9 protein-coding genes are annotated in these 8492 nt (G+C 64.7%); 3 read left to right on the top strand and 6 right to left on the bottom strand.

What is annotated here, in order from left to right; genetic code table 11:
- Positions 1–156 precede the first annotated feature (156 nt).
- The 3 genes from ACIQ42_RS12505 (at position 157) to ACIQ42_RS12495 (ending at position 3674) form a co-directional block, all read left to right on the top strand.
- Entirely contained in the window at positions 157–1281 is a 1125-nt protein-coding gene (locus ACIQ42_RS12505; RefSeq protein WP_397422523.1) for a hypothetical protein, read from the top strand.
- A gap of 48 nt (positions 1282–1329) precedes the next feature.
- Positions 1330–1809: a transcription elongation factor GreA gene (gene greA, locus ACIQ42_RS12500; protein WP_397422522.1), complete on the top strand. Its 480-nt coding sequence runs from the start codon at positions 1330–1332 to the stop codon at positions 1807–1809.
- Positions 1810–1907: 98 nt separating this feature from the next.
- Positions 1908–3674 carry an amidohydrolase family protein gene (locus ACIQ42_RS12495; protein ID WP_397422521.1) on the top strand — a complete coding sequence of 589 codons (1767 nt, stop codon included), beginning with the start codon at positions 1908–1910 and terminating at the stop codon, positions 3672–3674.
- 4 nt (positions 3675–3678) lie between these two features.
- Here ACIQ42_RS12495 and ACIQ42_RS12490 read toward each other — a convergent pair whose 3' ends face one another.
- The 6 genes from ACIQ42_RS12490 to ACIQ42_RS12465 all read right to left on the bottom strand — a co-directional run.
- Positions 3679–4341 (bottom strand): MIP/aquaporin family protein, encoded by a 663-nt coding sequence (locus tag ACIQ42_RS12490; RefSeq protein WP_397422519.1) that lies wholly within the window; start codon positions 4339–4341, stop codon positions 3679–3681.
- A complete protein-coding gene (locus tag ACIQ42_RS12485; protein ID WP_397422518.1) occupies positions 4338–4847 on the bottom strand; it encodes an arsenate reductase ArsC in 510 nt (169 codons plus the stop codon). The genes ACIQ42_RS12490 and ACIQ42_RS12485 overlap by 4 nt, the downstream gene beginning before the upstream one ends.
- A complete protein-coding gene (locus tag ACIQ42_RS12480; protein ID WP_397422517.1) occupies positions 4847–5200 on the bottom strand; it encodes an ArsR/SmtB family transcription factor in 354 nt (117 codons plus the stop codon). The genes ACIQ42_RS12485 and ACIQ42_RS12480 overlap by 1 nt, the downstream gene beginning before the upstream one ends.
- Positions 5200–5667, bottom strand: a complete 468-nt coding sequence (locus ACIQ42_RS12475; RefSeq protein WP_397422516.1) for an ArsI/CadI family heavy metal resistance metalloenzyme — start codon at positions 5665–5667, stop codon at positions 5200–5202. The genes ACIQ42_RS12480 and ACIQ42_RS12475 overlap by 1 nt, the downstream gene beginning before the upstream one ends.
- A 116-nt stretch (positions 5668–5783) precedes the next feature.
- Complete coding sequence (locus ACIQ42_RS12470; RefSeq protein ID WP_397422515.1) at positions 5784–6371, bottom strand: gamma carbonic anhydrase family protein; 588 nt, start codon at positions 6369–6371, stop codon at positions 5784–5786.
- A gap of 137 nt (positions 6372–6508) precedes the next feature.
- Positions 6509–8492, bottom strand: a 1984-nt coding sequence (locus tag ACIQ42_RS12465) for a PAS domain S-box protein (RefSeq protein ID WP_397422513.1), incomplete at its 5' end; no start/stop codon positions are given.

Raw genomic sequence — 8492 nt, 5'->3', positions numbered from 1 at the left:
ACTCTTATAGTGAACATCCGTTGTTCACACTCCTATAGTGAACATCCGTTACGAATCGTGCTTCCGGAGTTTGGAAAGTGTCACAAAGGCTCATCGTCATCGTCATCGTCAGACAAGGACGGGATGCCGCGCTGAGCAAGTTTGGAGCGTACTGGTTTGGCCAAGGCCATTGATCGAACATTCCGGAGCCTCCGCGGTCTCGAGAAGACGGCATCGACCAGCCGCGTCCTGAATCTCGCTGCCCTGGGCATTCGCAACGCCGACGTCGCCGAGCATCAGAAGCTGCCATTCTTCATCGCCAGCAGTCTGAACGGCGCCGTGATTATTCGCCATCGGCTGCGCGGCCGGGAGATGGAGGCCTTCGACCGCCACCGCTTCAGCGCCACCAAATTGATCATACCTTTCAGCAGATCAGATCTCGGCCTCGGCGGTCGCTCGATATTTGTGGGCGAGCGCGGCTGGACTGACGTGCTCGATGAGCTGCGCGGTGAAGCGCCCGACTTGCCACGTGACATCGCCGCCATGGAAGCTATCGACGAACTGCCCTCGCTCGACCCCTTCCTGCTGCGCGAGCACATGAAGCGACGCGGCTTTAGCATCAGCCCGTCCCACTTCGAAATCTCGGCCGCCGATCTGGTGCGCATGCAGCGCTTCGTCGGTACCGAAATCACCAAGCTGATCGATCTCGCCTACAGGGATCACCACGGCGGTACGGAAGCCAACACCGCACGTCTGGTCGAAGCCCTGCTGTCCTCGCAGATGGACGCACGTCTGGAGCCGCTGCGGCTGACACTCCGGCTGACGCCCGAGAACTACAAGGAAGGCATCTTCGCCTGGAAGGGCTTCCTCTACTACAAATGGGTCCTCAACAGCCTCTGGCCCGATATCAGGGAAGTGTTCGCGGAACTCAGCAAGGTGCGCGTCGTCGGCGCCGTTGACGCCGCTACACTCAGGGAACTCGACGAAACGAAGATGCGCTTGCGGTCCAAGATGGAACGACAGGTCAAGACGGTCATGGGGCATCTGAGCGTCTATGATGAAATCTTCGCCCAACTCACCAGCCATGGGAACGCCATCGCCTTCCGCGATTTCCTGCTCAAGTCACCGGAGATGTTCCTGTCCCTGGGCGAGGGTTGCGGCTTGATCAGCCACATTTCAACCTACTGGCGCTATCAGTTCAGCACCGGCATGCCCCTGCATGCAGATGCTATACAGCTCATTGATATTCTTCAGGATTTTGAAGCCAGCCTCGGCACCATAGAGGAATACGTGGACACCTGACCGCGTCGGCAGTCGCTGATACCGTCGTGTTCATGTAGAGTTGCCGCCATGGCCGTCGCGTTTACCCGGGAAGAAGACTACGAGGCCCAGGCGGCCAACCTCCCGGATCGCCCCGTATCGCCGCACCCAAACCTGGTCACCGCGACGGGCCTGGCGGCGATCGAGGCAGAACTGGCCCAGGCGCGCGCCGCATACGCGGCCGCCCAGGCCGATGGCGGCATCAGCGCTGACCGCACCGCCATGGCCCGCGCCACCCGTGACTTGCGTTACTGGTCGTCCCGCCGCGCCTCGGCCCAGCTCACGGAGCCTGAGGATCAGACCGGCGTGGTTCAGTTCGGCTGCACCGTCGAGGTCGAACGCGAAGACGGGCGCCGCCAGACCTTCCGTATCGTCGGCGAGGATGAGGCCGACCCCGCCATGGGCAGTATTTCCTATGCCTCGCCACTGTCCGCTGCGCTGAGGGGCAAGGCGGTGGGCGACCTGGCGCTGCTCAACGGCGCGGAAATCGAAGTGGTGGCGGTCCGCTAGACTGCGCGCAGGGCCCCTTCTGAAATCGCTGGTGTTTCCCCTACGGCGGCGCAGTATCGTGCGCTGAAGTGCGCGACGACAGCGCCAGGAGGACCGCCATGTACGACCTGATCATCCGCAACGGCACTATCGTCGACGGCACAGGCGAGACGCCCTTCGTGGGCGATGTCGCCATCCAGGGCGACCGCATCGTCCAGGTAGGCAAGGTCGACGGCGCGGCGCGGCGCGAGATCGACGCCGCCGGCCAGATCGTCACCCCCGGCTGGGTCGACATCCATACCCACTACGATGGCCAGGCGACCTGGGACGCGCTGCTGGCCCCCTCCAGCTGGCACGGCGTAACCACCGCCATCATGGGCAATTGCGGCGTCGGCTTCGCGCCCGTTCGCCCTGACGCGCACAACTTCCTCATCGAGCTGATGGAAGGCGTCGAGGACATCCCCGGCGCGGCCCTGCATGAGGGCATCGACTGGCAGTGGGAGAGCTTCCCGGAGTATCTCGACGCACTGGAGGCCAAGCCGCGCGCCATCGATATCGGCACCCATGTCCCGCACGCGCCCGTGCGGGCCTATGTGCTCGGCGACCGCTGCAACACCGACTATGTGCCCAACGCCGATGAGATCGCGCAGATGGCCGCCATCGTGCGCGAAGGCGTCGAGGCCGGCGCGCTCGGTTTCTCCACCTCCCGCACCCTGCTGCACAAGGACTTGAAGGGCGTCTACATGCCCGGCACCTTCGCGGGATCGGACGAGATGCTGGCGCTCGGCCTGTCCATGAAGGGCCTGCGCCACGGCGTCTTCGAGATGGTCTCCGATCACCTGGGGGACGACGACGAGTGGAAATGGGTCAAGGGCTTCGCCGAGCAGACCGGTCTGCCGGTCACGCTCGTCGCCACCTCCGCCCAGGCCTACGAAGGCAACAAGATGTACAACATCGCTGAGGAATCCCGCGCCGAGGGCATGGACATTCGCCCCCAGATCGCCGGCCGGCCAACCGGGATCCTTCACGGCCTGACCTCGAACTTCCACGTCTTCGTGGCGAGCCCCACCTTCCGGGACAAGGTCGCCCCCCTGGCCCTGGCCGAACGGCTGGCCCTGATGGCCCAACCGGAGATCCGCGCCGCGATCCTGTCCGAAGACAGCCCGCTGATACGCGCGGCCATCGGAACCTCGCCCAGCGATGCGTCCCTGGCCACATCCCTGGGGTCCGGCAGCCTGCTGTGGCGGATCTTCCCGCTGGGCGAGCGGCCGAACTATGAGCCCGACCGCGAGCAGAGCGTCGCCGGCATGGCCGAGACCGCCGGCGTCTCGGCGCTGGAAATGATGTACGATCTGCTGCTGCGCGACGCCGGTCAGGAGCTGTTCTACCAGCCGCTCGGCGGCTACGTGACCTACAACTTCGACTTCTTCCGCAAGAACATGCAGCACCCCAATGTGCTGTTCGGTCTCTCCGACGGCGGCGCCCACTGCGGGGTCATCGCCGACGCCGGCATGCCCACCTTCATCCTCCCCTACTGGGGTCGCGACCGCACCAAGGGCGAGCAGTTCCCGCTGGAATTCCTGGTGCGCAAGCTGACCAGCGACACCGCCCAGGCCTATGGCCTGAACGACCGCGGCCAGTTGAAGCCGGGCCTGCTGGCCGACGTGAACATCATCGATTTCGAGACGCTACGCCTGTTCCGTCCAGAGTCGATCAATGACCTCCCGGCCGGCGGCCGCCGCCTTGTGCAGCGTACCGAAGGCTACAGCTTCACGATCAAGTCCGGCCAGGTCACCTTCGAGGGTGGCGTCCACACCGGCGCCCTGCCCGGCGGCCTCGTGCGCGGCGGTCGCGAGGCGGTGATCCTGCCGATGGCGGCGGAGTAACCGATCAGGTCTTCGGCTTCAGCAGCCAGGTCATGACCGTCATGGCCAACAGGGCCCCCGCGATCTGGGCGGCGATGAAGGCTGGCGCGGACTGCGGCGCTATGCCGGCGAACGTGTCGCTCAATGTCCGCGCTATGGTCACGGCCGGATTGGCGAACGAGGTCGAGGCCGTAAACCAGTAAGCCGCCGTGATGTAGAGCCCCACGGCCGTCGCCGTGAACTCGGCCCGTGCCTGCGACACGCCCAGGATCGTCGCCACCAGGCCGAAGGTCGCCACCCCTTCAGACCAGGCCTGGGCCGGACCGTCCCGCAGCTTCTCCGAAACCTGCAGGACCGGTTCGGCAAACATCGCATGCGCGGCCCACACGCCCAGCACGGCGCCGGCGACCTGCGCGGCGACATAGGCGATCGCCATGCCTGTGGACAGTTCCCGCCTCAGCGCAAAAACCATCGAAACCACGGGGTTGAAATGCGCGCCCGAGATCGGCCCGAAGACGGTGATCAGCACCACGAGCGCCGCGCCCGTCGCCAGGGTATTGCCAAGCAGGGCGATGGCGGTGTTTCCGCCGGCCAGGGACTCGCCCATCACGCCGGAGCCCACCACCACCGTCAGCAGCAGCGCCGTGCCCAGGCCCTCCGCCACGCACCGCCGCGCGGGATCGCTCATGCGGTTGCGGTGTCCGCGAGGGTTCCAATGGCGCTCAGCTCGCGCTGTAGCGACACACGATCCAGAGCGTCCAATGGCAAGGCCAGCAACAGCTCGATGCGGTCGCTCAGCCTGCGGGCCGCCTGACGGAACGCGACGGCGATCTCTTCGTCCGACCCCGTGGCCTCCGCAGGATCGGGAATACCCCAGTGGGCGGTCATCGGCCCGCCCGGCCAGATCGGGCAGACCTCACCTGCGGCGTTGTCGCAGACGGTGATCACGAAATCGATCCCGGGCGCCCCGGGGGCCGCGAACTCATCCCACGACTTGGACCGAAAATCCGCAGCCTCGAAACCCAGTTCGCGCACCAGCGGCAGGGAATGAGGATTGACCTGTCCCTTGGGCATTGATCCCGCCGAATGGGCCTGAAACCGCCCCTGCCCCAGCCGGTTCATCAGCGCTTCTGCCAGGATCGAACGGGCGGAATTACCCGTACACAGGAACAGGACGTTCAGCGGCGTAGACATCAGCAGACCCCGATTTCGTTGGCGCAGGTCGACGCGGCCAATGTCCGCAGCGGCGCACACACCTCGGGTCGGCCCGCGCAGCAGTCCTCCATCAGGAAAGCCAGCAGGTCGCGCATCTGGTCGTAGGCCGCCATATAGATGATCGAGCGACCCTCGCGACGCGACGCGATCAGCGCCGCGCCGCTCAGGATGTTCAGGTTGGTCGAGAGCGTATTCGGCAGCATACCCGCGGCGCGCGCAACATCGCCCGCCGCCAGGCCTTCAGGTCCGGCCTGCACAAGCAGGCGGAAGATCGCCAGTCGCCCTTCGTGCGCCAGCGCCGACATGGCCAGAACCGCCGCTGAAGGCTGCATCAGCAGCACGCCGAAGCCTTCACCGGCTCCACGACCACCGCCGCCGGACCACAGCAGGCGGTCGGCGCCGCCGCCTTGGCGACCTCGCGATCCTCGCCATACGACGTGGCCTCGCCAAAGGTGTAGAAGGTTTCCCAGCGCACGCCGGCCGGATCGGTGACCCAGCTCTTGTCCGACTGCGCATAGCAGCAGATGGCGGCTTCCTGGTCGAACGTCACCTCCCCTGCCGCCTTGAGCCGGGTGGCCAGAACGTCCAGTTCGGCGGCGGAGTCCACCTGAATGCCGACGTGCTCCACGCCTGCCACTGCCCCGCGCTGCGAGATCGCGAAGTTCACCAGAGGATCGTCCAGCATCCACTTGGCGTAGTCATCCTTCACGACGCTGGGCGGCGCGCCGAACAGGGTTTCGTAGAACTGGATCGAGGGGGCCAGTTCAGGGACGCTGACATGCAGATGAAGCCGCTTCATGGAAATCTCCGTTACGATTCTTCATTATTCTATATTTCTAGAACTATCGAATTGTCAAGTCATGCTGATTGTTGATCTGCTTGGCACGTTGAAACCTGAGCCGGGATGGGCGGCGGCTAGCCGTAGAGCGCCGCCAGCCGCGCGCGTTCAATCGCAGCCGCCGCCTTGAACACCTCACTGTCCCAGAAACGGTAGTCTCCGTTCGAATAGGCGATGGCGTTCTGGTGATACATCCACGCATTGAAGGCGTTGGCCGCACTGTTGTCGCGCTCGCGAACCACCTTGCCCGGCGCGCCCATGACGATGGAGTTGGGCGGGATGATCGTGCCCTCCTTCAGGAAGGCGTGGCCGGCGATGATGCTGTTATCGCCGATCTCGCAGCCATCCATGATCGTCGACCCGATTCCGACCAGCACACGATCGCCGATCCGGCATCCGTGCAATGTGCAGTGATGGGTGATCGAGCAATCCTCGCCGACGATCGTGGGGCTTCCGGCGCCGAAGTGGATCATCACGAAGTCCTGGATGTTCGTCCCGCGCCCGATGCGAACCGAATAGGATTCAGCGCGGATCACCACATTCGGCCAGATCGACGCCCCGGCGGAGACCTGAACATGGCCATAGATCTGGGCCGTCGGATGGATGAACGCCTCAGCGTCAATCTCGACGCCGGCCAGGCCCTGCCAGGCTGATCCCGTTTCCATATTCCATCCCCTGAACAGCGTTTGCGCCGAACATCCCCTGTCCGGCTGCGCCCGGCAAGGCCCGCGCGTCAGAGCGGGTTGAGGAAAGGTGGGAACCGGTTTTCCGCCCGCAGCCCACGCCAATCATAAGAGGACCCTCAGGCGAAAGACGCGTTCGTCCCGGCGGCGGGCTCGCCGGCGTCAGCGGCGATCGCGCGCGCGATTTCCGCCACCAGCCCCATGGTGTCCATGGGCTTGCGGACAATCCCGTCGAAGGCGTCGAGGCTGTTTCCATGTCCGGCTTCGGCGTCTGCCGTGAAGGCCAGCACGGGCGTGCGGCGATTTGGCCCTGCGTTCGCCCGCAGGCGGGTCAACACCTCGCGGCCGTCGAGGTCGGGCATCCGCACATCCAGCAGGACCAGATCGAACGGTAATTGAAGCAGCCGGTCCAGAGCCGAGTCGCCGCCATCGGCTTCGGAAATCTCGAACTCAAACATTTCAAGAATGCGCCGGGCCAACTCACGATTTGTGGCGTTGTCGTCCACCACCAGCACCCGGCGGCCTGCGAAGGAAATGGCTTCGGCCTCCGCCGGCGCGACTTCATCCAGTTCCGCCGCCTGCAGCGGCAGGGTCAGATGGAAGACCGATCCCTTCCCGGGTTGGCTGATCACGCCGATCGATCCGCCCATCGCCTCGGCCAGCCCCTTGCAGATCGCCAGTCCGAGGCCTGTGCCGCCGTGGCGGCGGGTGAGCGATCCGTCAATCTGGCTGAACCGCTGGAACAGTCTGGCGCACTGCGCCGCGTCCAGGCCCGGTCCGGTATCCTCGACCTCAAAACGCAGGGACTGCCCGCCTTCCATGGCGTCCACCCGGATCGAGACCTGACCACTGTCGGTGAATTTCACGGCGTTGCCGGTCAGATTGACCAGTATCTGGCGCAAGCGATCCCCATCCAGCAGGACGCCCTGAGGGACGTCAGGCGCGATGGTCTGGGACAGCGCCAGGCCCTTCTCTGCGGCCCGCCCTTCGAAAAGGACCAGGGTGTCATCGATGATGCGGGCGACGTCGGTCGGCTGCGGCCGCACGTCGACCATACCGGCCTCAAGCTTGGAGAAGTCCAGGATGTCGTTGATGATCGCCAGCAAGGCGGAGCCTGCGCTGGAGATCCGACGCGCATAGGTCTGGGCGTGCGCGTCCAGATCGGTCATCGTCGCCAGCATGTCGCTGTAACCAAGCACGGCGGTCAGCGGCGTCCGGATCTCGTGGCTCATGTTCGCCAGGAACTGTGACTTTACCTGCAAGGCTGCCTCAGCGTCGGCCCTCGCGGTCGCGAGCGCCTCCTCCTGCTCCACCTGCAGACTGACGTTTCTAACCACGTCCACGTACCCAAGCGGCTCGCCGGTCTCAGGATCCCAGAGCCGTTTGGGCATCGACTCCATCCAGACCCATTCGCCAGTGACCTGATGGCGGCAACGCCAGCGAATCTTCTCACCGGCATCGGCGGGCGTCTGGGCCTGAAGGATGCCCCACATCCGGACCCCGTCTTCATGGTGGATCTTGCCGACGAATGTTCCGCCCAGCATCGTGGCTGGATCGATGCCAAGCTGGCTGATCGATGGACTTATAAAGGTGATCCTGGCGTTGCGGTCCGACATGACGATGATGTCAGAGGTATTCTCGGCGATCATCCGGTATCGCGCCTCGCTCTGGCGCAGCGCTTCCGCAGCGCGGGCGGCCTGCGCCTGCGCTTGCGCCAGTTCTGCCTCCTGGCGAACCTGATTTGATATGTCCCTGACGAGATCGATGAAGCCTCTCGGTTCACCGGTTTCGGGGTCGCGCATCAGGCCCGGGCTGGATTCCATCCAGACCCAGTCTCCGGTCTTGCCGTGGCGCCCCCGCCAGCGCACCCGTTCCACAGTCTCCGGGAAAGATACCTGCGTCAGTAGTCGGGCGAAAACACCGTTTAAGAGGTCAATATCGTCCGGATGGACCATCTCGACGGCCGAGCGGCCGATCAGGTCCGCTGGCTCGTGTCCGACCCGGCGGACTCCGGGACTGAGGTAGTCGAATCGGCCCTTAAGGGTAGTGACCACAATAATGTCGGTCGAGTTCTCGGCAATCAGCCGGTAGCGCAACTCGCTT

The sequence above is a fragment of the Phenylobacterium sp. genome, from assembly GCF_044372605.1.
GTDB lineage: Bacteria > Pseudomonadota > Alphaproteobacteria > Caulobacterales > Caulobacteraceae > Phenylobacterium.
Note: the sequence above shows the minus strand (reverse complement) of the source record. Positions and strands in the feature narration are given on the sequence as shown.